This is a genomic window from Microvirga massiliensis (assembly GCF_001006805.1).
In the GTDB taxonomy this organism is placed as follows: Bacteria; Pseudomonadota; Alphaproteobacteria; order Rhizobiales; family Beijerinckiaceae; genus Microvirga; species Microvirga massiliensis.
The window spans coordinates 979,168-1,005,987 of record NZ_LN811350.1; the positions used below are offsets into that span (position 1 = coordinate 979,168).

The following is a 26,820-nucleotide window of genomic DNA, read 5'->3' on the forward strand; positions in this document are numbered from 1 at the left end:
AACGCGAGAGGAGGGCATTCATCAGGCTCCATCACATTCCGCAGCTGATGCTGCGGCGGAGCCCCCTCTGTCATTGGCCTGAGAGTTTCGTCGGGATGCCGTCGGCAATCGCGACTTTCACCATGGGCGGGAGCTGGATGCTCCACTTTTCAGAGTGTCGAGCAAGGAAGCGGTCCTTGTGCCTGAGAGTTTCCGGGGCAGTTGCTCCTTCGGCGGCCAGCGTGCTGGCTCTCTCCCGCTCATTGCTGAGGTCAAGCTACTTTGGTTTGTGGCAGATTTTTGTTCTTTAAAGGTGCGCGGTCAGACTTCCGCGGGAAATCCAGCCGATGCCGTTCGATCCTCGGCCGAGGCATCCAGCACCGTGACGCTCGTGCCCACGGGTACCCGCCGGTGCAGATCCACGATGTCCTGATTGAACAGGCGAATGCATCCACTGGAGACCGAGTGGCCGATCGTGTCGGGCTCGTTCGTGCCGTGGATGCGGTAGAGCGTGTCGCGGCCATCGCGATACAGATACAGCGCCCGCGCACCGAGCGGGTTCTGAAGACCACTCTCCACACCGCCGGCATAGGGACCGTAGCGCTCCGGCTCGAGCTTGATCATGTTGGGCGTTGGCGTCCAGCGCGGCCAATGAGCCTTGCGTCCGATCAGGGCGCTTCCTTGATAGTCGAAGCCGGCCTTACCGACCCCGCAGCCGTAGCGCAGAGCCATCCCATTCTCCTGGACGAGGTAGAGGAACCTCCTTGTGGGATCCACGACGATGGTCCCACTCCGCTCGGGGCCCTGGAATGCGACGAGCTGCCGGAGATACCGCGGCGGGACCCGGCTGACGTCGACCGCCGGAATGGGAAACGGCTCATCGGTCAGGGAGGCGTACATCGCCGCGATGTTGGGATCGACGATCGGTTTCGGCGGGTGGGTGGTGCGCCCGGCCGAGACACAGGCCGTCAGCGATAGAGGCATTCCGGCGAGGAACATTCGCCGGGTGACGGATAACGGCAACCTTATTCTCCTTTCGGGTGGATGGGGCCGGCCGTCAATCGCGTCACCATTATGGCCATGGTGCGACGTGACGGGGTAATTACGGCGATGGTCGCTGCGTGTTGCGCGGGTGCATCACCTTCAGAGGATGAATTGATCGCCTCAGTGCTCGCCCAAGCGATCATGGAGGCGTTTCGTGGCGGTGATTTCGCGAGTTCGGCAAGAATCCGCCGCTCTTGAAATGCCTCGGGACTAGCCCGCACTCTGAGGTTGGCGCACTGGGTGATCGCGTCCGCTTGCTCCTCGGCGCGCCAACGCAGCCTCGGTGCATGCGATCAGTTCTTGGAGCGGCCAAAGCGCATCGGGAACGAATTGGTGCCTTGCTTTTATATGCGGAGATCAGGTCCTTGCACGAAGCCGACCTGGGTCGAACTCCCGGTGTCAGACACAGTGGAGAGATCGGGCCTTCCTGACTGTTCACCGGCGTTGCTGGCCCGCTGGGGATGAAACGGCGGCGCACATCACCTCATTCGCCCTCAACCGGGTTTTGTCGCTTTCTCCTCGCTCGTCTGGACCGCTGATCCAGACCGCGTCCTCGCCGCCATCGATCGAGGGGAGCAAGTGGTGGAGTCAGTCCACCAGGCCTTTGCTTCCCGTGATCAGGTCTCCTGTTCCAGGAACGGGCTCGCGGCCCGGACGGCCGGGGCGCAGGACGGGGAAAGCTCGAGGAGCACGGCAATGGGCTGCGACGAACCAACCCACAGCTCGAATGTCGTGCCAATGGCCCACATGGGTTCGTTGACCGCTCGCTGGACGATGAGCGGTGCGGCCGTCCGGAGACAGGCGGCTGCGTCCGTCACGATGGCTTGTGGCGCACGGGCGGCCGCGAGCCTTTCGGACATTTCGGCCTGAACGGGGTCGATGATGAAGAACGCGACCAGGGCGGCGATGAGGTCCTGCATGGGCAGCATATCCAGAAACCGGCGAGGATGTCGGGCAGGGTCCGACATCGCGAGAGCGCCGGCTGCGCTCGCCAGAGGGGCCCGGACCACGGGGTGAGGCTCAGGTAGGGACGAGCCTGTCCATCAGCAAGCGCTTCGGGGCCGAGCATCGAGATGAGCGTGGCCATGGAAAAGCGGCAGAAGCCTCCCCAACGGAAACCTGCCGATTCCATGCGACTGCCGTGGAGTCTCTCGGTCACCACGGACCTGCCCATCCGCTCCTTCGGGTGTCGGGGCGCTGACCTCGTGGCCGGAACCATTCCTCCCGAGAGCTCATTGCTTGAGCACGAGATGAAGGTCGCGATGCCTGACGAGAAGATCGGTCCCAAGCGCAGTGTATGAGGCCACGTTCAATTACGCTCCAACCCGCGATCGTGACGATCCCGACTGCGACATCTGTAACGAGCTGATGGTTGAATGGGATGGCACGGCAATCCCAGCGTTCAAGCTCATCCGGATGATGAACACTCGCCGTCGGATTGAGACCATCCGGAATGACCAAGCGTCCCGAACGGCGCAACTGGCGAAACGAACTCCCTGATCCGCCGAGTTCGATGAGTTTCATCTGCGCACCGCGGCGGTCCCCGGAGGGAACGCTCATCCGGGCGGCCACTCCGTTTGCTGGTGAGGGAGGCCTCGGATCTAGCTCTTTTGAAGCTGATGATCATTTCTCCAATCATCAGCACGCGCGGTCGTGTTGATGCCGCTTCAGGATGGCCCTGCACCAGCGTGCGATGTCCCCAGCGGGGCTGAGCCGCTTGCCTTCACCGGAAACAGAAATTCCAACCCGGCATTCTGGTCCCGACAACCACCCGCTCTTGATCCACGTCAATGACAGTATGCTCCCGGACCGCCATCCTTATGTGGCGTCGCCCGGGATGGTCGGCGTTCTGCCTCTGAAGTGGAGATCGGAATGACTCCACCGCACACCAAGGTAGTCTTGACCGTTGCGGGATGCGCACGGACCGCAGCCTAGCGGCTCAGAACGCGAGCGGCACGCCGGAGCGCCCCCGGAGCTGCATCAGTGAGGCAAGGCTCCAATTGGGCCCCTCTGGCGTCTCCCTCCAGGAACGCATCACGACGGGAGGAAGCCATGACGCAGATTCAGACCGAAGCCGATCAGTCGACCGCAATCCACGGGTCACGCTATCGTTTGTTCCGACGTAAGGGACAGCCGGATCTCTTCTGTGCCGTGCCGGAGGATCACCCTGTCCCGGGCTTCATCACGGGCGGGTGCTGGACATGCGTCGGCACCCCGGACAGGAATGCGCTTCCGCCCGGCGTGAACCGAACCGCCGCCGAGCTGGGCGTGCACCTCAACGGCTTCCACCTGTTCCAGAGCACCAGTCCGCTGCGGCGGCCCGCAGGCCAATTTGGCGGGACGCGGGATCTGCGCCTGACTCAGCGACAGCATGGGCTGCAATCGCTCGTGGAGGTGACCATGAGAGGATTCATGAAGCGGCGCGTCGAACAGCAGTCATGCAACATGGCAGCCATGATGGTGCACCTCGATGCCGGCGTCGCAGCGCGTGACGTCTGCGAGGCTGAATTCGTAGCCGCCACGGCGCGTTGCCTGATGTGCGCTCACTCGCTTGCCTGCGACGAATGGCTGGCCGGTTCAAACCGAGCTACGGACGCGCCGTCCTTCTGCCTCAACGCAGAGTTCTTTGCGCGCCATGGCCTGCACGGCCACCGTGCGGGAGGCGCCGCGGGATTGCGATAATCGGCCGATGAGAAGTTCGCGCCGCCAAGTCTTGACGCAGCAGCGAACGCGGAGAGCCGCTGCTCGCACAACATGCCCGAGAGTACCCGGTCCGCGTCAGGTCGCCGCCGAACGTGCTCATCGCTGGCTGATATGAGAAAGATCAAGACAGCGGTGCGTTCGAGTGGGTAAACATTCTATGCTGGAATTCCCGCTAATCAGCTGGCGGCAAGGCCACAGGCAATATCGCCGCAGAACATTCCTGCCCTTGCGCTGATCACGCAGTTGCAAGGAGAACGTCCATGACCGAGCCCCGCAACCGGGTTGTTCAAGTCGCGCGCTTCGGCGGTCCCGACGAGCTGGAGGTCGTCGACGCTCCCATGCCGACGGCCGGCCCCGGCGAGGTGCGGGTCCGTGTGCTCGCATCGAGCGTTGTTTACACCGACGTCACAATCCGGCGTCACCTCTACCCGCAAACGATGCACCTCCGGCCACCATTCGTGCTGGGCTACGACGTGGTCGGGGAAATCGACCAGCTCGGCGATGGCGTCAGGGGCTTCCAGATTGGCGATCGCGTGGCCGACATGACAGTCGTCGGCTCGAATGCTGCCTATCGCACACTCCGGGCCGACGATCTGACGCGTGTGCCGGCGAGCGTCGACGCGGCAGAGGCGGCCACGCTGATCTTGAGCTGGACGACCGCATACCAGCTCCTGCACCGTGCGGCCCGGGTACAGCGAGGCCAACGCGTGCTCGTGCAGGGAGCCGCTGGCGCCGTCGGTCAGGCGCTGCTGACGCTCGGCAGGATGGCCGGGCTCGAACTGTGGGGCACCGCACGCAGCGAGCATACCGGACTCGTCCGCGAACTCGGCGCCACGCCGATCGATTACCAAAGCGAAGACTTCACACGCGTCCTGCCAGGCGGATTCGACGTCATCTATGACGGCGTTGGAGAGGATGGCTATCGCCGCTCGTTCGCAGCGCTCGCGCACGGTGGCCTGCTCTGCGCCTACGGCTACTCGGCGAGCGTGGAGGCGCAGCGTCGCATCTTCACCATCCTGATGTGGATCGCGCGCCTGTATCTGTGGCGGTGGTTGCCCGGCGGCAGGCGTGCCCGCTTCTACTCGATCAATGCGATGCGGGCGCGCCATCCCGCCTGGTTCCGGGAGGACCTGGAGCACCTCTTTGAGCTGCTGGCGACCGGCGCCATCCGGCCGCGCATCGCTAAGCGGATTTCCTTTGAGGAGGTCGCCGAAGCGCATCGCCGTCTCGAAGCGGGCAGTCTCGAGGGCAAGATCGTCCTGTGCCCGGACCTCGGCTCGCGGCTTGACCAGACGCCGCCTGAGCGCAGGCCGGACACTTCCGTGCACTCGTCCTCCGCCGCGGCGCTTGGAGCGCCGACCCCAATTTCGCGCGCGCCGTGACCCAGGATGGTTCGGCTCGGAGTCCGTACTCCGATGGCGTCATCCGATTTGGGTCGGCAGCAGCTATGCTTTGCTCAGCATCAGTGATTCTGCTTTCGGGCTTTGTCGAATTGGCGCATAATTCCGCAGCTGCGTCATGCAGCGAACCCACCATAGGAGGGCAGCATGAAGGCTCTGCTCCTGGCAATTCCGGTTGTGGTGGCGTCTCTTCTCAGCGCTCAGGCTGAGGAGAAAGTAATCAAGATGAAGCTCGTCACAAAAGTCGTGAGTGAAAGTCCTGCTGGTGCACAGGTCTTCGGTGTCACGTTCCAGGAGAACGGGACAATCGGAACGAAGGACTTCTTCGTCAAGCCATCTGGTAACAATGACGAATATGTTGGCCTCAGCACCTACACGTTCGAGGACGGCACGATCACTGCCGCGTTCAGAGGCTGGCCCGAGAAGGGGCGCGAAGTCGGCACCTACATGATTCAGACAGGCACCGGCAAATACGCTGGAGCGAAGGGCGGTGGCGGTTTCGAGGGACTCCCGGACGGCAAGAGCGCCATCAAAGGGGTCGGCATCTGGGACATCACCCTGAACGTCACCCTCCCGCCCAGCCAGTGAAACCCGGCGAGCGCCTTCGGGCGCTCGCTTCACCCGCTTCGAGGGGCCTCGTCTCTTCGACTGACGCAGGGGCGCTGCTGTGCACCATTGCCCTCCCATCAATTCGAGCATGGGGCGGACAGCGGAGTGGGAAAAGCAGAGGGAGAGTGTCGATGATCTTTCGGCAATTGTTCGACCAAACCTCCGGCACCTACAGCTATCTCCTGGCGAGCCGCCGGGGTGGCGAGGCCCTGATCATCGACCCCGTGCTGGAGAAGGTTGATCGCTACGTTCAGCTTCTGCGTGAACTCGATCTGAAGCTGGTCAAGGCGGTCGATACCCATCTTCATGCCGACCACATCACGGGTCTGGGAGTCCTCCGGGATCGCACGCACTGCATCACGGTTATGGGCGAGCAGAGCGGCGTCGATGTGGTCTCGATGCGGGTGACGGAGGGCGACACTATGGAGATCGAGGGCATGGCTCTCGACGTGCTCTACACGCCGGGCCACACTGACGATTCCTACAGTTTCCTCCTGGCGGATCGGGTGTTTACGGGCGACACCCTGTTGATCCGGGGCACTGGGCGTACGGACTTCCAGAATGGCAACCCGCGCGCTCAATACGAGTCCCTGTTCGGCAAGCTTCTAAAGCTGCCGGACGAGACGCTCGTGTATCCCGCCCATGACTACAAGGGCGACACGGTCAGCACCATTGGCGAGGAGAAGGCGTTCAATCCCCGCCTCCAGGTCAAGTCCGTGGACGAGTACGTCGACCTGATGAACAGCCTCAACCTGCCCAATCCCAAGATGATGGATGTCGCCGTTCCGGCGAACATGCATATCGGGCTCGTTCAGGAAGAGGTGAAACGCAAGGGCTGGGCGGTCACGACCGAGGAGGGTCTCGCACTCCTCGGCAGATCGGACATCGTGCTGGTCGATCTTCGCGAGCCGCGCGAACGGGAGAAGTACGGCGCCATTCCCGGCTCGCTGCACGCCCCCTATCCTGATCTGCGCGAGAACGTGCAGAAGGGCGGGATGCTCTATGAGCTTGCCGCGACGAGCGGAAAGCGGGTCGTGTTCTACTGCGCGTTCGGCGAGCGTTCCGCCATGGCCGTGCAGGCGGCGCAAGATGCGGGAATTGCCTTGGCATGCCATCTTCACGGCGGCCTCGATGCCTGGAAGAAGGCGAATGGCCCTGTCGCAAGCTGATACTCCTGGCAGACAGAAGCGCCACGTCACAGGAGTGGGTAAAAATCATCGGCGGAACAGATGTCCCACCCGCCTTGCGATCGCGGATCGGCTGCGCCCTGTCAGGGCCGTAGCACGCCAGACCAAAGTGCTGAACTTGACGCACATAACTGCACAGTTCCGAGGCAGGCGCGCTTGGAGCCCCTCCGAGTGTTGCACGATGGTCACCGCGACCCGTGGCAGGGTCTCGGTATTATGGGGGCACCTACGGACGGCAGGATGAGAGCGGCCTCCCGAAGCGCATCCGCTTGGCAGTCATGATCTCCGGGACGCGCATAGCGGCTGGACGGAGCATAAGCGTCACCGAGCGATATCGTGACGCTGGATGTGAAATGCTTCCATCACGATCACCTCATGGCGTACCGAGATGGATCCTGACTGACTGCTCCTGAGCCCTAACGACGGAGCCCTATATCTGCTCATGCCGGATAGCGCAGGATGGCTGCGAGGGATTCGCCGCCGGGAATGTCCGCCTTGCGGGCGCCGATGACACGCCCCCCTGTCGCGAGGACCCGGGCGGCGATCTCATCGACCAGGCCATAGTTCGAGGCGCTGGCCTGTTGGGCAAATACAATGCCGCCGTGCTCGTCGATCGAACCGGGGATTGTTTCATCGATGTCCACCAGGATCGAGTCGATGGCCCCCACGGTCGCGGCCTTGGCCGCTTGGGCGAGGTCCGTGGTCGTCCGTCCCTGGCCGGAGCGAGTCTCAAAGAGACTTCTCCAGGCCGCGAGTTCATCGCGGTAGATACCGTCGAGAATTGTCCGCGCCTGATCCCCGAGTTGGGCGTCGGTCATGGCCTCAGGGCTGCCCTCGATTATGGCCTCGGCCAGGTGACTGTAGGTGTTGACCGACCGATAGATCGACGCCAGGGGTTCGGCGGCAGCCAGGATCAGCGGGATCCCACTGCCAGCCAAAAGAGGCCGTAGCGTCCTGTCGACGTTACGTGCGAACTGCCGCAGAAGAACCTTCTGTCCTTCAGCCCCATGGATCCGCCCACTTGGCCAATGGTCGACGATGCCTGTGCCTTGCACGGCTCTGCCGGCGTCTTCGGGCATGCCCTCGACATGGATGACTTGCGCTGGCAGGTCTGGGGCAACTTCGATGACGCGAATGGATTTCTGTGCGAGAGCCAATACGTAGCAAGCCTGGGGGAAGCTGATGCTGCGGAGCAGCGGCTTTACGTGAAACCGGTCAGAGACCTCTACACGCGACTCGAGCGCATTCGGAACACGGAACGTCCGCACATTATCGGGCGTCGCGAAGATCGCAAGGCTATGGGCCTGATACCGCCAGAACTCGTCATCATCGATGAGATCATCGAGCTGTTCGGCAATTGCACTGATCTGGTTTTCGCCGATGCCGGCTGCCTCGAGCTGCCGGGCGGCCTCCTTCGCGAGGTTCTTCAAGGAAATCCGATCTGCCTGAGCCTTCTGGGTCACGGGCGTCGTCCGCACGTAAATGGAGACGCAGGCGTCTCCCCGTTGGGAGGTCAAGGCGTTGATTTCAGCTGGCGTCGGAATATCGACATACAACATTGTTCTGCTCCTTAAGTCTCTGGATGAGTGCAAGTGTGTAGGTGTAGACCTGCATGTGTCGGGCTACATGGCAGTCAAGACGGCCGACAGCTATGGGCCACGGTGAATCAGGGATCGTTCGGCAGAGATCCCGAAGTATTCAACTTCTCCTCTGGCGCCTTGGTTCACGCTCCAGCTTTAGTGCAGCGGATCGCTCCGCGATGAGGAGCCCCAGCCACCGCTCCCGACGAGATTGCTGCCAGGGTCGCCGACGCGAACGGATGACGTGGAGTAGGCTTCGTAAGCAGGCTCTTGCATCGCATCCAGCACGCTTGCCGCAACAACGGCCAGGACGATGGCGGCCACCACGGACAGGATCATGATTCTCATCCGGCTATCCTCCCGGCTTGATAATCCTGATAAGTTTCCTTTGCGACCCACGCGGCGAAAGCCGTGACAACGATTCCGTAAATGGCGAGAATTGAGTCGTCGGCGACGAACATCGACCCGAGCACGCCAAGAGCCAGACACAGGCCAGTAAACATCACGGCAGCCAAAAGAGCCGCACGCGGGCGTGTCGTGACGTTCCCGCTTTCTGCGCGCGAGGCGCTGCTCCGCTGGAGCGGCGACGCATTTGCCGCCGCGACGCGAGACAACCGACGCTCCTCCACCATGCAGGCCGGAGGGGAAAATGCCACCATACCCCATTGCGCGGAGACAGGAGCGATCCGGTGCGTCGAGGTCAAAGCTTTGGTCCGGGCCGCCATATCTTCGTAGACGGTATCCCTCCCGACGCATTCACGAGTCCTGAGCGTAGGCCCGATACCGAGGCAATTCTCCGTTCGGATGGAGAGTTCTGCAGCCTGAATGGCGTAAAAGGGAGCAGGGGTGGAGTCTCGTGTCGCGTTCAGCCGAATGGTGACAGGCCCAAGTGAAAATGGATCGCTGCCGAAGAAGCCGGGACTGGAGGCAGGCCGGGACAGCACGTGCCGTGACAGGGGCTCCAGAAGCTTGCGGTCTAAAACGGTCAATCTCTGCTCTCTCGTGACAAGGCCGCGCACGCAGCCGAGCGATGAGCTCGCGATACGCATGCGGCAACGGATCCCCTCGAACGGGGGCTGATGGTTCAGGAAGGAAGAATGATCGAGGCCCGAATGGCGAGGGCGCGCGGTGCGGCAGCCTTCGGGCTCAGTCGCCTGCGAAGAGGCGGCCCGCGCGGAAAGACATCATGTGGCGCGATGTGATCATGATGTATTGGATGTATGGAGCAACAAAGAAAATGCAAGTCGGTGCGAAGAGTTCACCATGCGTTCTGAAGAGTTGACGACGCTCGGTGGTGGTGCCGGGCAGATGCGTGGGCGAGCATTGGCTGGATCGCATGGCCGGGCGGGGCCTCGGCCGAGCCAAGCGCCGTTTGATCGGTCGCTTGCCTTGCCTTGCGGGTGTAACGAAATGTTCAGCGAGAATCGGGCCTCTACGAGCTTGTTCCGGATATTTCTGTTCGCGAATGCGATCGCAGGACGTCTCCGGTGCGACGGGAACTTCCACTCTTCGCGTGATTGCCGCACCGCCTCATGGATGAAACGGGAATGAGCGCGTCGAAGGCCGTCTCGCACCCTCCCGGCGCCGGCACCGATGCAGCGCCACGCCAGGAGGCACCGGTAATCATCGACACGGACGCACAGGCGCGGATCGGCCTGGGCGTCTTGCTCGTCGCGGTCGCAGGATACGTCGACGCCGTTGGTTACATCGCGCTCGGTGGCTTCTACGCGTCGTTCATGAGCGGTGCCAGCATTTCGCTGGGCATCGGGATGAGCGAAGCCCACTGGAATGCGGTCTATCAGGCAGGCCTTCTCATCACAGCCTTTCTCGTCAGCGCGACCACCGCAACGATCATAGGCGGACTCACGGGGGGCTGGGCGTTGCCGATCGTGCTGCTGCTCGAGGGCGGCTTGCTTGCCTTCTCCGTGGCCCTCGCCGGGTTCGGGTGGTCTCGAGCCGATGCAATCCTTCCCGTCGTGGCGGCCATGGGAGTTCAGAATACCGCTTTGCACTCTGTGGGAGGCGTGCGTCTGGGCGTGACCTTCATGACGGGCACGCTCGTGAGCGTGGGCCAGGGGCTCGGGAGAGCTCTCCTCGGGCGCGGCAGGCCGTGGAGCTGGGCTCCGCATGCTCTCCTGTGGTGTGCATTCACTGCGGGCGCCGGCAGCGGTGCGATCCTCTACGCGATGTTCGGCTTCAAGGCCGTGTCGGCCCCGGCTGCTCTCGTGGCGGCCATGGGCGTGCTCTTCATGGTGATGGTCTTCTTCAAGAGGCGCCGCCACAGACGGATCCAGTCGGCGGGTGCACTTTGATGACCGACATTCGCGGCGAGCAGGGAATGCCGAAAACCACGGCGGGGGAGGGCCCCCGCGCCTCTCGACGAATGGACTGCGGGCACAGCCGGCTTGACCCGGCGACCTCGTGCGCCGCAAACTCGACCCGGCTCCTTCGGGGCCTGTCACGCCTGTTCCGCCGCTGCTCTGAGGTCCCGGTTTGTCCTTCATCTCACCAAACCCTTTCACCACGCGCCCCGAGATCGATGGGACCTTCGGCGTCGTCGCCTCCACGCACTGGATCGGAACGGCCGTCGGGATGGGGATCCTGGAACGCGGCGGCAACGCCTTCGATGCGGCAGTCGCGACGGCCTTTACCCTCCAGGTTGTGGAGCCGCATCTCAATGGCCCGGGCGGAGACGTGCCGCTCATCGTGTATGACGTGAAGCGTGGAAAACCGGAGGTGATCTGCGGGCAGGGGCCAGCGCCGGCCGGAGCCACCATTCCCTATTACCGGTCGCTCGGCCTCGATCTCGTGCCGGGCACCGGATTGCTCGCGGCATGCATTCCCGGTACCTTCGATGCCTACATGCTGCTCCTGCGGGATTACGGCACAATGCGCCTCGGTGACGTGCTGGCGCCGGCGATCTCCTATGCCCGGAACGGCTACCCGCTCGTCGAGCGCATCTGCGCCACGATCGAGACCGTCGAGGGCCTCTTCCGGGAACACTGGCCCACCTCCGCGGCCCTTTATCTTCCAAACGGTCGCGTTCCGAAGCCTGGCGATCTGTTTCGCAATCCCGTCCTCGCGGACACCTATGCCCGGGTGCTATCCGAGGCCGAAGCGGCCGGTGGCGATCGTGAGCGGCAGATCGAGCGAGCCCGCCAGGTCTGGTCGCAAGGGTTCATCGCCGAGGCGATTGATCGCTATTGCCGCACCCAGGAGGTCATGGATGTCTCCGGTCACCCGCATCGCGGCGTCCTGACCGGCGCGGACATGGCGGCTTGGCAGGCGACGGTAGAGGCGCCACTCTCGTATGCATATGGTCGCTATACCGTCCTGAAGCCGGGACCCTGGGCGCAGGGACTGGTCACTCTGCAGCAGCTTGCGCTGATGAAGGGCTTCGCGCTCGACGGTCTCGATCCGGCAGGCCCGGATTTCATCCATCTCCAGGTCGAGGCCGCGAAGCTCGCCTTTGCGGATCGCGACACTTTCTATGGCGATCCGGCCTTCGTCGAGGTGCCGGTCGAGACTCTCCTGTCGGACGCTTACAACGACGAGCGCCGCTCGCTCATCGCGGATCGCGCGTCACTCGACCTGCGCCCCGGCACCGTCCCGGGCTTCGGAAAACGAATTGCCGTGCGCGCCACGCAGGGCGCGCGCGAAGCCGTCGGGGCTTCCGGGGCGGGCGAGCCGACGGTCGGCCGCATGGGGCAATCCCGCGGCGACACGGTGCATTTCGACATCATCGACCGGATGGGCAACATGATCAGCGGCACGCCGTCCGGAGGATGGCTGCAATCGTCGCCGATCATCCCGGAACTCGGCTTCTGCCTCGGGACGCGCGCGCAGATGTTCGTGCTCGACGAGGAGCATCCGGCGGCACTCCAGCCCGGGAAGCGCCCGCGCTCGACGCTCTCGCCCACGATGGCATTGCGCGACGGCGAGCCGTATCTCTCGTGGGGCACGCCCGGCGGGGACCAGCAGGATCAGTGGATCCCGCAATTCTTCCTCAGGCATGTCCATGCCGGGATGAATCTCCAGGAGGCGATCGATGCCCCTGCGTGGCACACGGAGCATTTCCCGTCCTCCTTCTGGCCGCGGACCTCGCGACCGGGCGTCATCGTCGTGGAGGGTCGGGTGCCGGCGGCAACGGTCGAGGAACTTCGCCGGCGCGGCCACATCGTCGAAGTCGGTCCGGACTGGTCGGAGGGACGGCTGACGGCTGCGTCGCGGGACGGAACCCGCCTCCGAGCCGCCGCGAACCCGCGCGGCATGCAGGGTTACGCGGCCGGCCGGTAAGGCCGCTGCGACTGTCGTTCGCGGACCATGGGAGAGACGAACAGTGACCTGGTCGATCGTTTCCCGGGATAAGAAAACCGGACATTTTGGAATCGCGGTGTCGACCTGCGCCTTCGCGGTCGGCGCGCGGGTGCCTTTCATCGCAACCGGCGTCGGCGCGATCGCATCGCAGGCCTTCGTGAATCCATTCTATGGCTATCGCGGACTCGAATTGTTGCGCGCCGGCGCGAGCGCGGAGGACATGATCCGGATTGTCACGAGCGCCGATCAGGGACGCAGCCAGCGGCAGGTTCACGCGGTCGATCGAAACGGACTCTTCGCGGCCTATACCGGAGACGGCTGCGTGCCCTGGTGCGGGCATCTCGTGCGGGACACTTTCTCGGTTGCCGGCAACATGCTCGCCGGACCGGAGGTCATCGAGGCAACCGCAGAGGTATTCGCGGCGTCACAGCATCTGCCGCTCGCACAGCGCTTCCTCGCGGCCCTGAAGGCAGGCGAGGCAGCCGGCGGCGACAAGCGCGGAAAGCAATCCGCCGCACTCCAGATCCACGACGACGAGGAATATCCCTACATCGATATCCGGGTCGATGATCATCCGGATCCGCTGACCGAACTCGCTCGCCTCGAGGAAGTTGGCCGCGGCCGTTACCTGCACTACAGGAAGTTCATGCCGTCTCGGCACAATCCCGCCGGGATCACGGATCGCGACGAACTCGAACGGCGCATCGCAGAGTCGATGGTGGCCGAAGAGAAGGAGAATGCGTCCGCATGACCGAGCCTCTCCTCGACGTGCGAGACCTCGAGGTCGTCTTTTCGGGCCAGGACGGCCGCACGACCCGCGCCGTCGACGGAGTGAGCTTTTCCGTCGAGGCGGGGCGGACCCTCGGCATCGTTGGAGAATCTGGCTGCGGGAAAAGCGTGACGTCGCTCGCGATCATGGGGCTCCTGCCGAAGGGCAGCGCCCGGGTTTCTGGACAAGTCCGGTTCGAAAAAAAGGATCTCCTGAAGCAGAGCGACCGCACTCTGCGTGACCTGAGGGGCAATCGCCTCGCGATGATCTTCCAGGAGCCGATGACGTCGCTCAACCCGTCCTATACGGTGGGCGATCAGATCGTCGAGGCGATTGTTCAGCACCGCGACGTCTCGCGAAAGGACGCGGATCGGCGTGCGATCGACATGCTCCGCCGCGTCCGGATTCCGAATCCGGAGGCTCGCTTCCACGATTACCCGCATCGCTTGTCCGGCGGCATGCGCCAGCGGGTGATGATTGCAATGGCGCTTGCCTGCGACTCGAAGCTCCTCATTGCCGATGAGCCCACGACGGCGCTCGACGTCACGATTCAGGCGCAGATCCTCGAGCTCATGCGCAAGCTCCGTGAGGAGAGTTCGGCTGCGATCATCCTCATCACCCATGATCTCGGCGTGGTGGCGGAAGTGTGCGACGAGGTGATCGTCATGTATGCCGGCCAGGTGGTCGAGCGGGCTTCCGTTGACGAGCTCTTCCGGTTCCCGCAGCATCCTTATACGGTTGGGCTTCTCGGCGCGTTGCCGAGACTCGAGCACCGCCGTCCACGGCTTGCCGCGATTCAGGGTGCCGTCCCCAACATGTCGGCGCCCTTGCAGGGATGCCGTTTCCAGGCCAGGTGTCCGTTCAGGATTTCGCAATGTGAGGAAATGCCGCCACTTGCCGAGATCGAGGGAGGACATCTTTCGCGCTGCTGGCGTGCGCCGCTGGAGAGGCTCGTCGCGTGATGGTGATGGTTCCCCTCGTAACGCTGTCACCCTCACCCGGACGCTTTGCCCCTTGTAGGAGAGGCCGCCCGAGTTTGGCAGAACGAACCCAAATGTACCTTCACCTCTCTCTTGACGGGAGAGGTCGCCCCGAAGGGGCGGGTGAGGGGGGAAACGCCGCGCTTTGTCGCGAATGGGATGAAACCCAATCATGACGGCGCCCGTCCTGGAGGTCGAGAATCTCGTCAAGCATTTCGCGGCGACACGTTCCGCCTTCGGGCGTCCGCTGACGACCGTCAAGGCGGTCGACGGTGTTTCGTTCGCTCTCAAATCTGGCGAGACGCTTGCCATCGTCGGAGAATCCGGCTGCGGCAAGTCGACGGTCGGGCGTCTCGTGATGCGGCTCATTCCCGCGACCGACGGACGGATCCTGCTCGACGGCGAGGACGTGACGACGCTCGACGATCGCAAGTTCAGGCCCTATCGGCGCAAGATCCAGCTCATCTTCCAGGATCCGTTTGCATCCCTCAATCCACGCATGACGGTCGGGGAGATTCTTTCCGAGCCGCTGATGCTCCACGGCATCGTGCCGGCTGGCGAGCGACGCTCGCGCGTTGCGGAACTGTTGCACCTCGTCGGCCTCCAGCCACACCAGGGCGCTCGCTATCCGCACGAATTCTCCGGGGGGCAGCGCCAGCGGATCGTGATCGCCCGGGCTCTTGCAGTCGAACCAAAGATCATCGTCTGCGACGAGGCCGTTTCGGCTCTGGACGTCTCGATCCGCGCCCAGATTCTCAACCTCCTCAAGGATCTTCAGGCACGGCTCGGCCTTGCCTACATCTTCATCTCGCATGACCTCGGCGTGGTAAAGCATATCGCCGACCGGATCGCGGTCATGTATCTGGGCCGCATCGTCGAGACCGGCTCATCCGACGAGGTCTTCGCCGATCCGCGGCATCCCTATACGCGAGCCCTTCTGTCGGCCATCCCGGTCGCGTCGCCTGCGGCCCGGCGCGAGCGCCGCATCCTGGAAGGAGATGTTCCAAGCCCGATCCATCCGCCTCCGGGCTGCCACCTGCATCCGAGATGTCCCTATGCCACCGATCTGTGCCGGCGCGACAGGCCCATGCTCGAGGATGACGGCACGGGACATGCCAGCGCATGTCATTTCTGGCGGGAACTGCCCTCGGCGGCCGACGCCCTTCCCCGTGAGGGCCGCGTCGACCCGCGCCTCGAGCGCCTCTTCGGAGCCTTTGCGGCCGGAGAGCCATGACCCGGCTTTGCATGGCACGCGAAGTGCTTACAATCGTGGGGCGCCAATGAACGACAACCGCGTCCGATCGGGACGCGAACCAGGGAGAAGAGGATGAGGAGAACGCTCGTCGCCGGGCTCGCCAGCTTTGCAGCCATTGTCGCAAGTGCCGGGTTCGCACAGGCACAGACGAATATCAGGATCGGGCTCGCGGAGGATCCCGATGTGCTCGATCCGACACTCGCCAGGACCTATGTGGGCCGGATCGTCTTCGCGTCCCTTTGCGACAAGCTGTTCGACATCGACGAGAAGCTGAATCTCGTCCCGCAGCTCGCGCTCTCGCACGAGATCTCTCCGGATGGAAAGCAGGTGACGATCAAGCTCCGCCCGAACGTCAAGTTTCACGATGGCGAGCCGATGGATGCGGAAGCCGTGAAGTTTTCGCTTGACCGGCATCTGACGATGCAGGGCTCCTTCCGCAAGCCGGAACTCGCGGCTGTGGACAGGGTCGAGGCCGTCGATCCCACGACGGTCCGGCTCGTCCTCAAGACACCCTTCTCGCCGCTCCTGGCGCAACTCACCGACAGGGCCGGCATGATCGTTTCCCCGAAGGCCGCCAAGGAGGCTGGTGATAGGTTCGGCCAGCAACCGGTCTGTGCGGGTCCCTTCAAATTCGTCGAGCGTGTGCAGCAGGATCGGATTGTTCTCGAGAAGTTTGCCGATTACTGGGACAAGGACCGAATCTACATCGATCGTGTCACTTTCCTTCCGATCGCGGACTCGACCGTACGCCTCGCGAATCTGAAGGCAGGACAGCTCGATCTCATCGAGCGTGCGCTCGCGACCGACATCAAGGAGATCCGCTCGAACGCGAGCCTGAAGCTCGTCGCGATCACGGAACTCGGCTATCAGGGCATGACGATCAATATCGCGAATGGCGAGGCTTCCAAGGGGCCGCTCGGCCAGGATGCGCGCGTCAGGCAGGCTCTGGGACTGGCGATCGACCGTGAAGCGATCAACCAGGTCGTCTTCAACGGCGAGTTCGTGCCGGGCAACCAATGGGTCAGCCCCGAAAATCCATATTACCAGGAATCGCTGCCAGTTCCGAGCCGCGACGTCGAGAAGGCGAAGGAGCTCCTTCAAGAGGCCGGCGTCAAAACCCCGGTCACGGTCGATTTCATGGTGCCCAACAATCCCGAGGTCCGCGCGGTGGCTGAGGTGATCCAGGCCATGGCCGCCGAAGCCGGATTCGACATGAAGATCCGGATCGTGGAGTTCGCCACCGGCCTCAAGGAAGCCGAGGATGGCCGCTATCAGGCCTTCATGCTGGCCTGGTCGGGACGGACGGATCCCGACGGCAACGTCTACAGCTTCCACAAGACGAAGGCGCCGCTGAACTACAGCGGCTACTCCGACGCGCAAGCCGATGCATGGCTCGACGAGTCGCGCGTCAAGAGCGATCCGAAGGAACGCAAGGCGATCTACGAGAAGCTTGCGCAGAAGCTGCTGAGCGAAGGCGGAATCCAGTACCTCTACCATCGCAAGATCCTGATCGCGCATTCGAACAAGGTCGAGGGCTATAAGCAGATGCCCGACGGCCTCGTGCGCCTCCAGGGCGTGAAAATGAAGTAGAGCCGGCATGGGCATCGGGCCGCCGCTTCGCGGCCCGATGCCGTCTGGTCGGCTAACGAAGCGAAACATCCCGATTCACGTCATGGATCTCGGAGCGATGTAAGACCGCGATGCTCACCCTGATCGGCAAACGCCTCGTTCAGCTCGTCCCGACCCTGTTCTTCGTCTCGGTGATCATCTTTTCGCTGCAGCAACTGCTACCGGGCGACCCGGCGCTGATCATGGCGGGGGAGGAGAGGGACCCGGCAGTCATCGAGCAGATCCGCCGCCAGTATCGCCTCGATCAGCCCGTGCCGGTCCAGTATCTCTACTGGATTAAGGGCGTCCTGACCGGCGATCTCGGCGAGTCGATGCGCCTGAAGACCTCGGTGGGTGATCTGATCATCCAGAAGCTTCCGGTGACGCTACAGCTTGCCACCATGGCGATGGTCATTGCGCTCGTGATCGGGATCAGCGCCGGGATCATCTCCGCGGTCAAGAAGGATACCGTGTGGGACTATGCCGTGAACGTGCTGGCGCTTTGGGGCATCTCGACCCCGAACTTCTGGCTCGGGATCATGATGATCTTCCTGTTTGCGGTGACGCTCGGCTGGCTGCCGGCCTCGGGCTACGTTCCGCTCTGGGAAGACTGGCGTCAGAGCCTTGCGACTACGATCATGCCCGCCTTCGTGCTCGGCAACGCGATCGCCGGAGTCATCATGCGGCATACGCGAAGTGCGATGCTCCAGGCCCTGCAGAGCGATTACGTGCGCACGGCCCGCGCGAAGGGCCTTGCGGAGCGCCGCGTGGTCCTGAAGCACGCCATGCGCAATGCGCTGACGCCGGTCATCACGCTCGGGGCTCTCGAATTCGGAACTCTCCTGTCGGGCGCGGTGCTCACCGAACAGATCTTCACGATCCCGGGCTTCGGCAAGCTGATTGTCGATGCGGTCTTCAACCGTGACTACGCAGTCGTGCAGGGCGTGGTGCTCGTGACGGCGACGACCTACATCGCCCTCAACCTCCTGGCAGATATCGGCTATATTCTCGTCAATCCGAGGCTGAGGTCATGAGCACGGCGACTGCCTCAGGGACGAGCACCCATGATCGGGAACCCCGGCATCCCGGCGCCGAGGTCATGGATCCAACTACGGCCCCGGCACCCGAAACGGCCGATTCCGCATTCGCAATCGAGAGTCCCAGCCGACGGGCCTTACGCCGGCTCGCGCATCGCAAGGGTGCGATGGTAGCCCTCGGCATAATCGTTCTGATCATCCTCGTCGCGATTTTTGCGCCATTGATCGCGCCCTACGATCCGGCCCAGCAGAGCTGGTCAGCCGTGCGCAAAGCGCCTTCGGCGGCCCATTGGTTCGGGACGGACGAGGTCGGCCGCGACATCCTCAGCCGTATCATCTACGGCGCTCGCGCATCGCTCTCCGCCGGTGTCATATCGGTTGCGATCGCGATCGCCGTCGGCGTGCCGCTCGGCCTCCTGGCAGGTTACGTCGGCGGGCTGCTCGACGGGCTGATCAGCCGCCTGACGGACGCGATGCTGGCCTGCCCCTTCCTGATCCTCGCGATCGCGCTCGCGGCTTTCCTGGGCCCGAGTCTCGGAAACGCCATGATCGCGATCGGCATCACGGCCACGCCGATCTTCGTCCGGCTGACGCGCGGGCAGGTGCTATCCGTCAGATCCGAGGATTACGTCGAGGCCGCCCGGGCGATCGGGAACCCGCATTGGCGCATCGCCGTGCGCCACATCCTGCCAAACGTGCTGCCGCAACTGCTCGTCCAAGCGACGCTCACGATTGCGGCCGCCGTGATCGCCGAGGCGAGCCTGTCCTTCTTGGGACTCGGCCAGCAGCCGCCTGCACCCTCCTGGGGTTTCATGCTGAACGCCGCTCAGCGCTTCCTCACGAATGCACCCTGGATGGCGGTGTGGCCGGGCCTCGCGATCTTCATCACCGTCCTCAGCTTCAATCTGCTCGGCGACGGCTTGAGGGATGCCCTCGATCCGCGCGCGAAGTGAAAGCTCGGCCATTCGATTGGGTCGCGCACGGAGTCCCGTTGCGCGGCACTCCGGCTCTCCATACGTGACATCGCGGCTCATCTCGACTACCCCGAGCAGCAAATCGGGAGTCGATCATGGATGCCCTCAGGACGGAAACCGGAGCCGTTTCGCATGACGAGCGCCTCGACCGCTTGGCGCTCATTGCCGTTCACGTCGGCCTCGGACTGAGGCCCGGACAGGAACTCGTCATGACGGCCCCGGTCGAGGCGCTGCCACTCGCACGACGCATCACGGAACACGCCTATCGGGCCGGCGCTTCACTCGTCACGACCCTGTTCGAGGACGAGGAGGCGACGCTCGCTCGATTCCGGCTGGCGCCGGACGAGAGCTTCGACAAGACGAATGGTTGGCTCTACGACGCGATGGCCGCAGCCTACCGGAGCGGTGCGGCGCGCCTCGCGATCCGCGGCGACGATCCGGCTCTCCTGGCCGGGCAGGATCCCGACAAGGTCGCCCGCGCGAACCGGGCCCGCTCGCAGGCCTACCGCCCGGCGCTCGAGCTCATCACGCAATATGCGATCAACTGGAGCATCGTGGCCTATGCGACGCCCGCCTGGGCGAAAGCCGTGTTCCCCGATGAGCCGGAGCACCGGGCCGTTGCGCTCCTGTGGGACGCGATCTTCGCGGCATCCCGCGTCGATGGCGCGGATCCGGTTGCTTCATGGCGGGAGCACAATCGGAGCCTTCAGGCCCGGTGCGATCTCCTGAATGCGAAGCAGTACCGGACCTTGCACTTCAAGGGCGAGGGGACTGACCTGCAGGTCGGCCTCGCCGACGGCCATCTCTGGCTCGGCGGATCGACGGCAGCGCAGAACGGGATCGTGTGCAACCCCAACATCCCGACCGAGGAGGTGTTCACGACACCCCACAAGGACCGGGTCGAGGGAACCGTGCGGAGTACGAAGCCGCTCTCCTATCAGGGCACGCTGATCGAGGACATCGCCGTGCGCTTCGAGGGCGGGCGGATCGTCGAGGCGCGGGCTCGCACCGGAGAGGAGGTGCTCCGCAAGGTGCTCGAGACCGATGACGGTGCCCGCCGGCTCGGCGAAGTGGCGCTCGTGCCCTATTCCTCCCCGATCTCGCGGTGCGGTCTTCTGTTCTTCAACACGCTCTTCGACGAGAACGCGGCAAGCCACATCGCGCTCGGTCAGGCTTACAGCAACTGCCTGCAGGGCGGTCTCGCGATGAGCGCGGAGGAACTTGCTGCCAGAGGCGCAAATTCGAGCCTGATCCATATCGACTGGATGATCGGCTCGCAGAGCATCGACATCGATGGCATTACCGCGGCCGGCGAAGCCGAGGCGGTTATGCGTTCGGGCGAGTGGGTTTCCTGAATCGTGACATCTGGCGGGACGTCCGGGGACGGCCCGCTCGTTCAGCAATGCCGAGGTCAGCAGACGCGAGGTGCCTCCTCAGCGCTCCCAGGATGGCCTCGGCCCCGATTGCGCCCTTGCTCCGTCCATGCTCCATGCGCCGGGCCCGGTGAAGACGAGGAGCAGGAAGACGAAGCAGTAGAGGATGGCAGCATCGCCCCCGTTGTTGGTCGGGAACAGGTCTTTCGGAGCGTGAAACATCCAGTAGGCAGCGGCCATCTCGCCCGCGACAACGAAGGCCACTGGTCGGGTGAACAAGCCGAGGATCAACAGGATCCCGCCGACCAGCTCGATAACGGCACCGATCCAGAACAGTGAGAACATGGGGGGTAAGGGATTCCCCGAGGGCGGGAACCCAAACAGTTTCTGGGACCCGTGCAGCAGGAATATCAGCGCCGCCACGATGCGCAGGACCGCTAAGGCCTGAGGGGCCCAGCGATTGAGGCCGCTATTCGTATCCAGCATTCCATTCTCCATCAGTAGAATTCATCAAGGGCTTCGGACGAGGCTCCGATCGTTTGGCGCGACAACGCATCCGCGGGACGCTGGCTCCATGGGCCGTGCCATTTCCGAACTGGCTGCACCTGTGCCCGGAGGGGCGAGGCAGATCCCGTCAGTCAGGGGGAGAAGCCAGAGAGGCGGCTCCATGCAGGTGGAGCCGCCTCTCTCGTTTTTACGCGAACGCGTCCTCCCGGGTCACCGCGAGGCGCCTTACCGGAAGGTCCGTCAGGCGACCTCCAGCCGGAGATTGACGTTGCCGCGGGTCGCATTGGAATAGGGGCAGATCTGGTTCGCCATCTCGACGAGACGCTCGGCCTGGGCGCGGTCGGTCCCCGGCATTGCTACCCGAAGCCCGACATCCAGACCGAAGCCCCCTTCGGAACGCGGACCGATCCCGACGGTAGCAGTCACGGTCGTGTCAGGCGGAACCGGGACCTTCTCCTTCCCGGCTGCGACCTTCAGAGCACCCAGGAAGCAGGCGGAATAGGCAGCGGCGAAGAGCTGCTCGGGATTGTTCCCCTCGCCCCCGCCGCCCCCGAGCTCCTTCGGGGTTGCCAGCTTCACGTCCAAGCTGCCGTCAGCCGTCTTGGCTCTTCCGTCACGGCCACCGGTCGCGGTGGCCTGTGTGGTGTATTTCACATCGACTGGCATGGGGTGTCTCCTTCGAGTGGGTGGGCGCCTCCCGAATCGGAGGGCGCCGCGCTACGAGGGGTGCCCGAGACGCTACTCCGCCGCCTGCGGGATCACTTCGGCAGGGGAGAGGCCCATGCGCTCCGCGACCCCGAGGCCGTAGGCCTTGTCCGCCAGATAGAAGTGCACGATCTGGCGCTTCACGATCTCGGCCCGCACACCCTGCATGGCCTCGGCGATGTTGTCCATCAGCCTTCCCTGCTGTTCCGGCGTCATCAGCCGGAAGAGATTGCCGGGCTGGGTGTAATCATCATTGCCGGCGCGGTGATCGTAGCGGTCCGCATCGCCGGAAATGGCGAGCGGCGGCTCGGCAAAGCGCTTATCCTCGACCGGGCCGTTGAACGAGTTCGGCTCATAATAGGCGTTCCCGCGCTTCGGGATCTCCATCAGCATCGATCCGTCGGCATGATAGTGATGGACCGGGCAGCGCGGCCGGTTCACGGGCAGCATCTCGTAATGCGTGCCGACGCGATAGCGATGCGCGTCCGCATAGGCGAAGATCCGTCCCTGCAGCATCTTGTCCGGCGAGAAGCCGATCCCGGGTACGATGTTGGAGGGCGAGAACGAGGATTGCTCGACCTCGGCGAAGTAGTGCTCCGCGTTACGATTGAGCTCAAGGATACCGACCTCGATCAGCGGGTAATCGGCATGTGGCCAGACCTTCGTGATATCGAAGGGATTGTAGGGTGTCTTCTCGGCATCCGCTTCGGGCATGATCTGAACGCAGAACCGCCAGCGCGGGAATTCGCCACGCTCGATCGCCTCATAGAGGTCGCGCTGAGCGCTCTCCCGGTCCTTCGCGACGACGGCTTCGGCTTCCCGGTTCGTCCAGGTCTCGATGCCCTGCAGCGACTTGAAGTGGAACTTCACCCAGAAGCGCTCGCCCGCCTCGTTGAGGAACGAGTAAGTGTGCGATCCATAGCCGTTCATCGCGCGGTAGTTCTGCGGCAGCCCGCGATCCGAGAACAGGATCGTGACCTGGTGCAGGCTCTCCGGGGACAGGGACCAGAAGTCCCACATCGCGGTCGGCGACCGAAGATTCGTAGACGGATGGCGCTTCTGCGTGCGAATGAAATCGGGGAATTTCAGCGGATCGCGGACGAAGAAGACCGGCGTGTTGTTGCCGACGAGGTCCCAGTTGCCTTCCTCTGTGTAGACCTTAAGGGCGAAGCCGCGCACGTCGCGCTCGGCATCCGCCGCGCCACGCTCGCCAGCCACCGTCGAGAAGCGCAGGAACACCTCGCTCGACTTGCCGATCTGCGACAAGAATTTCGCCTTCGTGTACTGCGTGACGTCGTGCGTGACGGTCAGCGTCCCGTAGGCGCCGGAGCCCTTTGCGTGCACGACCCGCTCCGGAATGCGCTCCCGGTTCTGGTGCGCGAGCTTTTCGACGAGCTGGTAATCCTGCAGCAGCACCGGCCCGCGCGCGCCAGCCGTGACCGAGTTCTGGTTGTCGGCAACCGGCGCGCCGGCGGTGGTCGTCAATGTGGGAGTGGGGTCACTCATTCCGATCCTCCTGTGAAGCTTGGCCGGCACCATGGCAGGGAAGGGCGATCAGGGCAAATCGCATTGTCTTTCATCCACGATCAGATAACCTGATCACGTGATCACCCTTCGCCAGCTTCGCTATTTCGAGGCGCTCGCCCGTACGCGCCATTTCAGGCAGGCAGCTCAGCAATGTGCCGTGACCCAGCCGGCCCTTTCGATGCAGGTTCGCGAACTCGAGCGGGAACTCGGGGTCGAACTCGTGGAGCGTGGCATCGGCCCGGTATCCCTGACTCCGACGGGGCAGGAGATCGCGCGACGGGCCGAGGAGATCCTGATGCAGGTGCGGGAACTTGCAGAGCAGGCCCATCTTCGGCGCGGCCCGCTGATGGGACCGTTTCGCCTTGGGCTCATCCCCTCCGTCGCGCCCTATCTCCTTCCGCGCCTGCTCTCGCTGGCGGAGCAGGCTCATCCCTCTCTCGATCTGCAGATCCGGGAGACCCAGACCGCCACTCTGTTGGAGGAACTCACCCGCGGTGACCTGGATGCCGCCGTGCTGGCTCTTCCCGTGGGACAGGCGGGCATCGAGAGCGAGAAGTTGATCGAGGACCGGTTTCTGATCGCCGTCGAGGCTCGAGCCGAAGAGAACTGGACGAACTACCCGGATCTACGCCTCCGGATACAGGAGGAGCGGCTCCTGCTGCTGGAGGAGGGGCACTGCCTGCGTGAGCAGGCGCTCCACTATTGCCAACTCGCGCGCGTTCAGGCCCGGCAGGCTCTTGCCGCAACCTCGCTGACGACGATCATCCAGATGGTGGCGGCGGGTCGCGGCATCACGCTGCTGCCGGAGATCTGCGCAGAGGCCGAGGTCGATCGGCGCCGTGTCGCGCTCATTCCGTTTTCCGACGATGCCCCGTCCCGCACGATCGGGCTGGCATGGCGGCGTACATCGGCGAGGCGTCCGGACTGTTGCGCTCTCGCGACGCTCATCCGGCAATCCTGGCCGGTCCGGACGAACGACGTGCGACAGGGCGAGAGCGGAAAGGCACAATCAGAGAAGCACGGAGGGTTTCGGTAGCGGCTTCGAACGCGCGCGGGATGCGAACAGTGCGTCCCGCACGGCGCGGTGGATGGCCTGCGCCTCATAGGGCTTCGCCAGGAGCGGAAATTCCGATTCCGTCGCGCGCGTGGCCGCCTCGTCGAACCCGGTCGCGAGAATGATGGGCAGGTGCGGCCATTGCCGCCGGATCGCATGAGCAAGATCGAGCCCATCCTGCTCTCCGGGCATCACGAGGTCTGCAAACACCAGATCCAGCCGCTCCGCCTCTCGGGAGAGGATGGTCAAAGCCGAGACCGCATCCGAGGCTTGCAGGACCACGTGCCCCTGCTCGACGAGGATCATGCGGGCAATCTCCGAAACCTGCTCGTTGTCTTCTACGAGAAGCACACGCGCTGGTGAGACCGGGTCCGGCGAAGTACCGGCCGTATCGAGTTCGGGCCAAGGGCCGGGACCGGCATTCACGCGCGGCAAAAGCATGGTGACGGTGGTCCCCTGCCCGGGAACGCTACGGATATCGATGATTCCACCCGATTGCTCGACGAAGCCGTGGACCTGAGCGAGCCCGAGCCCGGTGCCTTCCCCGATATCCTTCGTGGTGAAGAACGGCTCTCCGGCCCGCGCCAGCACCTCCGGCGGCATGCCTTCGCCGGTATCGCTCACCTCGAGCCCGATCAGGTCACGGCCCTCTCGGCGAGTGGCGAAGGTCCGTATGCGAAACGTTCCACCCTTCGGCATCGCATCACGGGCATTGGCGGCCAGATTGATCAAGGCGATCTGGAGCTGGGAGGGGTCCACCTCGGCCACGCCGAGATCCTCTCCGAGATCGAACTCGCACCGGATGTCGCCGCGTAAGGTTCGCGCCAGCATCTCGTCCATCCTGCGGATGAGGTGATCGAGGTCGACGAGTTCCGGGAAAAGCGCCTGGCGCCGGCTGAAGGTCAGGAGTTGGGACGTGAGGATGCGCCCCTGCTCGACGGCCTGGAGCGCCGTCGAGATCAGGCGGCTGCGCCGGGACTCGTCCTTCGCGCGGCCCAGGAGGTCGAGGCTTCCGAGAATGACGGTCAGGAGATTGTTGAAGTCGTGGGCGATGCCGCCGGTGAGCTGGCCGAGGGCTTCCATGCGCTGCGCCTTCGCGAGCATCGCCTCGGAGGTCTCACGGCGGCGCATCTCGTCCGCGAGCTGGATCGCCGCAAGATGGGCCCGTCGCGTGCGGACGAGGGCAAGGCTGGACAGCGACACTAGTCCGATCATGGCCGGGATCGCGAAGAGAGCATATTCCCACATCTGGTCACGCCACTTGGCGAGGACGGCCTTCGTATTGATTCCGAATACGACGAAGACCGGAAAGCGCTCGAGTTTCCGGACCGTCGTGATCCGCTGCAGCCCGTCGACGGGTGATCGCCCGACCCAGGTGCCGGTGCCGCCCTCGGCAACGGCCTTGAGAAAATTCTCGCCGGCGCGCTCGGTGCCGGATGTTGCCGCGAGATGGGATTGACGGACCAGGAAGACGCCATCGCTGCGCACGAGACCGGCGGAATGAGGCAGGGCAGGCAGGCTCTCCCTGTAGAAGTCCTCGAAGTAAGCTGGAGAGGCCGCAATCAGGATAGCGCCCGCAAAACCTCCGTCCTCGTCGAAGCGGGGGCGGGCAACCGTGAAAGCGAGGCTCTCGGTGGGGCCCCATGCGACGGGCTCTCCGACGAAGGTTGCCCGGTGGCCCTCGCGGAAGGCCTTCATATAGTCATGATCCGACACGTCGATGGGGTCTGTCGGATGTTGCAGGCTGCTTTCGCGCACCTTGCCGTCCGCATCGATGAGCCAGATCGAGCCGATCTGTGGACGGCTCTCGGCAATCTCCTTCATCAGGAAGTGGAGCTCGAGGGTACTCTGCCGTTCTTGCCAGCCCGGATCGGCTACCCGGTCTTCGATCCGTTCGATGGCGAGGTCGAACGCACCGAAGACGTTCTGGGCATGTCCCTGCAGGGCCAGGGCAGTCCGCTCCGAAGTGATCGCAGCCTGACGCAGCGCTTCCTCACGGCTCTGCCATGCCGTCAGCGCGAACAGGGCCGTAGGAATGATCAAGACCGCGGCAAGAAGTCCCCACAGGAGCCCAATCGTTCTCGCGGAGGATGTTTGCGTCAGACTCTCGGGCACACGTGGACCTCTGGCACTGTGCCGAATCGATCGGCTGGCGCAACGTGCCCGCCCCCGGGCCTTACGGTCAAGCTCGGGCCAGCGTGCTTTCGGGATT

At 63.9% G+C, this 26,820-nt stretch carries 23 protein-coding genes and 1 riboswitch; of the genes, 14 read left to right on the top strand and 9 right to left on the bottom strand.

The genetic code is table 11. From position 1 onward, the window contains the following. Window positions 1-160: 160 nt before the first annotated feature. Window positions 161-248: riboswitch (glycine riboswitch) on the bottom strand. Between the two features lie 52 nt (window positions 249-300). Together BN1233_RS04515 and BN1233_RS04520 are read right to left on the bottom strand one after the other, a co-directional pair. After that, on the bottom strand, window positions 301-1,002 hold the full coding sequence (locus BN1233_RS04515; RefSeq protein ID WP_244470821.1) for a L,D-transpeptidase: 702 nt from the start codon (window positions 1,000-1,002) through the stop codon (window positions 301-303). A gap of 638 nt (window positions 1,003-1,640) precedes the next feature. Then, the gene (locus BN1233_RS04520; protein ID WP_046862167.1) at window positions 1,641-1,943 is read right to left on the bottom strand and encodes a hypothetical protein; all 303 of its coding nucleotides are present in this window, start codon (window positions 1,941-1,943) and stop codon (window positions 1,641-1,643) included. Between the two features lie 1,132 nt (window positions 1,944-3,075). Here BN1233_RS04520 and BN1233_RS49500 point away from each other — a divergent pair. From BN1233_RS49500 to BN1233_RS04550, 4 genes are all read left to right on the top strand, one after another. After that, a complete protein-coding gene (locus tag BN1233_RS49500; RefSeq protein ID WP_063776673.1) occupies window positions 3,076-3,705 on the top strand; it encodes a DUF6455 family protein in 630 nt (209 codons plus the stop codon). 281 nt (window positions 3,706-3,986) lie between these two features. Then, window positions 3,987-5,108 (top strand): medium chain dehydrogenase/reductase family protein, encoded by a 1,122-nt coding sequence (locus BN1233_RS04540; protein WP_082145142.1) that lies wholly within the window; start codon window positions 3,987-3,989, stop codon window positions 5,106-5,108. Window positions 5,109-5,273: 165 nt separating this feature from the next. Further along, entirely contained in the window at window positions 5,274-5,714 is a 441-nt protein-coding gene (locus BN1233_RS04545; RefSeq protein WP_046862170.1) for a hypothetical protein, read from the top strand. A gap of 152 nt (window positions 5,715-5,866) precedes the next feature. After that, window positions 5,867-6,904 (top strand): MBL fold metallo-hydrolase, encoded by a 1,038-nt coding sequence (locus BN1233_RS04550; RefSeq protein WP_046862171.1) that lies wholly within the window; start codon window positions 5,867-5,869, stop codon window positions 6,902-6,904. A gap of 458 nt (window positions 6,905-7,362) precedes the next feature. Here BN1233_RS04550 and BN1233_RS04555 read toward each other — a convergent pair whose 3' ends face one another. From BN1233_RS04555 to BN1233_RS04565, 3 genes are all read right to left on the bottom strand, one after another. Next, window positions 7,363-8,481 carry a baeRF11 domain-containing protein gene (locus tag BN1233_RS04555; RefSeq protein ID WP_046862172.1) on the bottom strand — a complete coding sequence of 373 codons (1,119 nt, stop codon included), beginning with the start codon at window positions 8,479-8,481 and terminating at the stop codon, window positions 7,363-7,365. A 177-nt stretch (window positions 8,482-8,658) separates the two neighbouring features. Then, the gene (locus tag BN1233_RS04560; protein ID WP_046862173.1) at window positions 8,659-8,850 is read right to left on the bottom strand and encodes a hypothetical protein; all 192 of its coding nucleotides are present in this window, start codon (window positions 8,848-8,850) and stop codon (window positions 8,659-8,661) included. Then, window positions 8,847-9,551: a hypothetical protein gene (locus BN1233_RS04565; RefSeq protein ID WP_046862174.1), complete on the bottom strand. Its 705-nt coding sequence runs from the start codon at window positions 9,549-9,551 to the stop codon at window positions 8,847-8,849. The genes BN1233_RS04560 and BN1233_RS04565 overlap by 4 nt, the downstream gene beginning before the upstream one ends. A gap of 498 nt (window positions 9,552-10,049) precedes the next feature. Between BN1233_RS04565 and BN1233_RS04575 the strand changes: the two genes are divergently transcribed. The 9 genes from BN1233_RS04575 (at window position 10,050) to BN1233_RS04615 (ending at window position 20,797) form a co-directional block, all read left to right on the top strand. After that, window positions 10,050-10,814, top strand: a complete 765-nt coding sequence (locus BN1233_RS04575; RefSeq protein ID WP_048708763.1) for a YoaK family protein — start codon at window positions 10,050-10,052, stop codon at window positions 10,812-10,814. A gap of 181 nt (window positions 10,815-10,995) precedes the next feature. Next, window positions 10,996-12,798, top strand: coding sequence for a gamma-glutamyltransferase family protein (locus BN1233_RS04580; protein ID WP_046862176.1), 1,803 nt, complete (start codon window positions 10,996-10,998; stop codon window positions 12,796-12,798). A 43-nt stretch (window positions 12,799-12,841) separates the two neighbouring features. After that, on the top strand, window positions 12,842-13,570 hold the full coding sequence (locus tag BN1233_RS04585) for a DUF1028 domain-containing protein (protein ID WP_046862177.1): 729 nt from the start codon (window positions 12,842-12,844) through the stop codon (window positions 13,568-13,570). Continuing rightward, entirely contained in the window at window positions 13,567-14,550 is a 984-nt protein-coding gene (locus BN1233_RS04590) for an ABC transporter ATP-binding protein (protein WP_046862178.1), read from the top strand. Before BN1233_RS04585 ends, BN1233_RS04590 begins: the two co-directional genes overlap by 4 nt. A gap of 190 nt (window positions 14,551-14,740) precedes the next feature. Next, complete coding sequence (locus tag BN1233_RS04595; protein ID WP_046862179.1) at window positions 14,741-15,802, top strand: ABC transporter ATP-binding protein; 1,062 nt, start codon at window positions 14,741-14,743, stop codon at window positions 15,800-15,802. A 93-nt stretch (window positions 15,803-15,895) separates the two neighbouring features. Then, entirely contained in the window at window positions 15,896-17,413 is a 1,518-nt protein-coding gene (locus BN1233_RS04600; protein WP_046862180.1) for an ABC transporter substrate-binding protein, read from the top strand. 110 nt (window positions 17,414-17,523) lie between these two features. Then, window positions 17,524-18,465 carry an ABC transporter permease gene (locus BN1233_RS04605; protein ID WP_046862181.1) on the top strand — a complete coding sequence of 314 codons (942 nt, stop codon included), beginning with the start codon at window positions 17,524-17,526 and terminating at the stop codon, window positions 18,463-18,465. A gap of 65 nt (window positions 18,466-18,530) precedes the next feature. Further along, on the top strand, window positions 18,531-19,421 hold the full coding sequence (locus BN1233_RS04610) for an ABC transporter permease (RefSeq protein WP_046862505.1): 891 nt from the start codon (window positions 18,531-18,533) through the stop codon (window positions 19,419-19,421). A 116-nt stretch (window positions 19,422-19,537) separates the two neighbouring features. Further along, window positions 19,538-20,797 (top strand): aminopeptidase, encoded by a 1,260-nt coding sequence (locus BN1233_RS04615; protein ID WP_046862182.1) that lies wholly within the window; start codon window positions 19,538-19,540, stop codon window positions 20,795-20,797. Between the two features lie 78 nt (window positions 20,798-20,875). On the opposite strand, the gene BN1233_RS04620 is transcribed toward BN1233_RS04615, so the two are convergent. From BN1233_RS04620 to BN1233_RS04630, 3 genes are all read right to left on the bottom strand, one after another. Continuing rightward, entirely contained in the window at window positions 20,876-21,301 is a 426-nt protein-coding gene (locus tag BN1233_RS04620) for a DoxX family protein (RefSeq protein WP_046862183.1), read from the bottom strand. A gap of 261 nt (window positions 21,302-21,562) precedes the next feature. Then, window positions 21,563-21,988 carry an organic hydroperoxide resistance protein gene (locus BN1233_RS04625; protein ID WP_046862184.1) on the bottom strand — a complete coding sequence of 142 codons (426 nt, stop codon included), beginning with the start codon at window positions 21,986-21,988 and terminating at the stop codon, window positions 21,563-21,565. A gap of 72 nt (window positions 21,989-22,060) precedes the next feature. After that, on the bottom strand, window positions 22,061-23,533 hold the full coding sequence (locus BN1233_RS04630; RefSeq protein WP_046862185.1) for a catalase: 1,473 nt from the start codon (window positions 23,531-23,533) through the stop codon (window positions 22,061-22,063). A gap of 97 nt (window positions 23,534-23,630) precedes the next feature. Between BN1233_RS04630 and BN1233_RS04635 the strand changes: the two genes are divergently transcribed. After that, window positions 23,631-24,590 (top strand): hydrogen peroxide-inducible genes activator, encoded by a 960-nt coding sequence (locus tag BN1233_RS04635; protein ID WP_046862186.1) that lies wholly within the window; start codon window positions 23,631-23,633, stop codon window positions 24,588-24,590. On the opposite strand, the gene BN1233_RS04640 is transcribed toward BN1233_RS04635, so the two are convergent. Further along, on the bottom strand, window positions 24,564-26,723 hold the full coding sequence (locus BN1233_RS04640; RefSeq protein WP_046862187.1) for a hybrid sensor histidine kinase/response regulator: 2,160 nt from the start codon (window positions 26,721-26,723) through the stop codon (window positions 24,564-24,566). The genes BN1233_RS04635 and BN1233_RS04640 overlap by 27 nt on opposite strands. Between the last annotated feature and the right edge of the window lie 97 nt (window positions 26,724-26,820).

Bases quoted from the DNA above. Each gene is read 5' to 3' on its own strand.
- BN1233_RS04520 (WP_046862167.1), bottom strand. From the start codon at position 1,943: ATGCAGGACCTCATCGCCGCCCTGGTCGCGTTCTTCATCATCGACCCC.
- BN1233_RS49500 (WP_063776673.1), top strand. From the start codon at position 3,076: ATGACGCAGATTCAGACCGAAGCCGATCAGTCGACCGCAATCCACGGG.
- BN1233_RS04540 (WP_082145142.1), top strand. From the start codon at position 3,987: ATGACCGAGCCCCGCAACCGGGTTGTTCAAGTCGCGCGCTTCGGCGGT.
- BN1233_RS04545 (WP_046862170.1), top strand. From the start codon at position 5,274: ATGAAGGCTCTGCTCCTGGCAATTCCGGTTGTGGTGGCGTCTCTTCTC.
- BN1233_RS04550 (WP_046862171.1), top strand. From the start codon at position 5,867: ATGATCTTTCGGCAATTGTTCGACCAAACCTCCGGCACCTACAGCTAT.
- BN1233_RS04555 (WP_046862172.1), bottom strand. From the start codon at position 8,481: ATGTTGTATGTCGATATTCCGACGCCAGCTGAAATCAACGCCTTGACC.
- BN1233_RS04560 (WP_046862173.1), bottom strand. From the start codon at position 8,850: ATGAGAATCATGATCCTGTCCGTGGTGGCCGCCATCGTCCTGGCCGTT.
- BN1233_RS04565 (WP_046862174.1), bottom strand. From the start codon at position 9,551: ATGCGTATCGCGAGCTCATCGCTCGGCTGCGTGCGCGGCCTTGTCACG.
- BN1233_RS04575 (WP_048708763.1), top strand. From the start codon at position 10,050: ATGAGCGCGTCGAAGGCCGTCTCGCACCCTCCCGGCGCCGGCACCGAT.
- BN1233_RS04590 (WP_046862178.1), top strand. From the start codon at position 13,567: ATGACCGAGCCTCTCCTCGACGTGCGAGACCTCGAGGTCGTCTTTTCG.
- BN1233_RS04595 (WP_046862179.1), top strand. From the start codon at position 14,741: ATGACGGCGCCCGTCCTGGAGGTCGAGAATCTCGTCAAGCATTTCGCG.
- BN1233_RS04600 (WP_046862180.1), top strand. From the start codon at position 15,896: ATGAGGAGAACGCTCGTCGCCGGGCTCGCCAGCTTTGCAGCCATTGTC.
- BN1233_RS04605 (WP_046862181.1), top strand. From the start codon at position 17,524: ATGCTCACCCTGATCGGCAAACGCCTCGTTCAGCTCGTCCCGACCCTG.
- BN1233_RS04610 (WP_046862505.1), top strand. From the start codon at position 18,531: ATGGATCCAACTACGGCCCCGGCACCCGAAACGGCCGATTCCGCATTC.
- BN1233_RS04615 (WP_046862182.1), top strand. From the start codon at position 19,538: ATGGATGCCCTCAGGACGGAAACCGGAGCCGTTTCGCATGACGAGCGC.
- BN1233_RS04620 (WP_046862183.1), bottom strand. From the start codon at position 21,301: ATGCTGGATACGAATAGCGGCCTCAATCGCTGGGCCCCTCAGGCCTTA.
- BN1233_RS04625 (WP_046862184.1), bottom strand. From the start codon at position 21,988: ATGCCAGTCGATGTGAAATACACCACACAGGCCACCGCGACCGGTGGC.
- BN1233_RS04630 (WP_046862185.1), bottom strand. From the start codon at position 23,533: ATGAGTGACCCCACTCCCACATTGACGACCACCGCCGGCGCGCCGGTT.